This is a genomic window from Sphingomonas sp. (assembly GCF_036269755.1).
Taxonomy (GTDB): domain Bacteria; phylum Pseudomonadota; class Alphaproteobacteria; order Sphingomonadales; family Sphingomonadaceae; genus Sphingomonas.
The window spans coordinates 1-1,578 of the sequence record NZ_DATBDV010000007.1 but is presented as its reverse complement, the minus strand read 5'-3'; the positions used below and the strand labels follow the sequence as shown (position 1 = coordinate 1,578).

Here is a 1,578-nt window from a genome sequence, read left to right as displayed (position 1 = left end):
CAAGCACGCCGTCGGTCTTCTCGTTCGACATGCGCTTGACCGACTCCGCTTGAAGCGCGGGACGCGTCTGCTCATGGGCAATGCGCTCGTCGGGCGGCTGCTCTATGACATCAGACGATTGTCCGTGGACATCCGCTACCGGACGGCTTTGAAGGAATTGGTCAAGGTCGGCGATCAGATCGCTGGCGCCGTGCTGACCACGCCTGCGGGAGAGATCACCTTGCGTGCACGCAAGGGCGTCGTGCTGGCAAGCGGCGGGATCGGCTGGAGCGCCGAACTGCGTGAGCGGCTGCTCCCGGAGAATACACGGCGCTACTCGCTCTCCCCCGACTCCAACACGGGCGACGGCATCCTCGCCGGCGAGCGAGCCTCCGGATCAATCGATACCGAACTCAACAGCCCGGCGTTGTGGATGCCGAGCTCGGTGATGAAGCAGCCGGACGGTCATCTCTCGGTGTTTCCGCACATCATGCTGGATCGCGCCAAGCCGGGACTCCTGGCCGTGGACCGGAGCGGCCGCCGTTTCGTCAATGAAGCCAACTCCTATCACGACTTCGTCCAGGGCATGCTGCAGTCGAACCGTTCGCCGGCCAGCGTGCCATCATATCTCGTCTGCGACCGCAGCTTTATCGCCGATTACGGGATCGGTCTCGTTCATCCCGGCACGCGCGCACTGCGACGTTTCGCGGAAGCGGGTTACCTGTTCGAGGGTCATACGATCGCAGAGCTCGCCGCCGCGATTGGCGTGGATGGCGAGGCGCTGGCGCGCACGATCGAGCGTTACAACCGCGACGCCGAAACCGGTGTTGACGAAGAGTTCGGCCGTGGCACAAGCGAGCTCAATCGCTTCAACGGCGATGCCGCGAGCAAGCCCAATCCATGCCTTCGCCGGATTGGGCCCGGTCCCTATTATGCGGTCGCGGTCTGGCCGTCGGATCTGGCTGGTAGCGCCGGCTTGCGCGTCGATACGAGCGGACGCGTGCTCCGGTCGGATGGCAGCGTGGTCAGCGGACTCTATGCGGTTGGTACTGATGCGGTCTCGATCTTCCGCGGACACTATCCGGGGCCGGGGACGATGATCGGGCCTGCGATGGTGTTTGCGTGGCGAGCGGCGATGCAGGCCGCGGGCTCTTTGGATGAGGGGTGAGTACCTCGGCGCGGCTAGCGCGCGGTCACCGCTTCTTCGATTGTCTCGGTGAGCTGCTCGTGCACGAACTCGAGGGCAAAGCCTTCCTCGAGATTGCGCACCACGCGCGACTGCACCTTGCCGAGCAGGACCAGCGACTTCAGCGGCGGGCGGTGCTCGGCGGCGATCGCCGCACCCGAGTTCGAGAGGTCGATGATGCGGCAGGTCATCTTGGTGCCATCCTCGAGCGTCAGCATCGCGATCGGGTTGCGCGGCACGACGCGGTCGTGACGGCGATCTTCCGGCAGGTTGAGGATGTCGCGGTTGGCGAGCCAGGTCAGCTGCGCGGCAAGCTTGTCGCGCTTGCGCGCGGTGGCGCCGACCGTCATGGCAAAGCCGTTGTCGATGATGCGGGTGATGCGGCCCTCGACGCGGCCGATATGGTCGAGATA

2 protein-coding genes are annotated in these 1,578 nt (G+C 65.1%); one reads left to right on the top strand and one right to left on the bottom strand.

All coding sequences use genetic code 11. From position 1 onward, the window contains the following. A partial coding sequence (locus VH326_RS06575; RefSeq protein ID WP_329631010.1) for an FAD-binding protein occupies positions 1-1,147 on the top strand: 1,147 nt, incomplete at its 5' end. A gap of 14 nt (positions 1,148-1,161) precedes the next feature. On the opposite strand, the gene VH326_RS06570 is transcribed toward VH326_RS06575, so the two are convergent. Further along, a partial coding sequence (locus VH326_RS06570; RefSeq protein WP_329631009.1) for a PilZ domain-containing protein occupies positions 1,162-1,578 on the bottom strand: 417 nt, incomplete at its 5' end.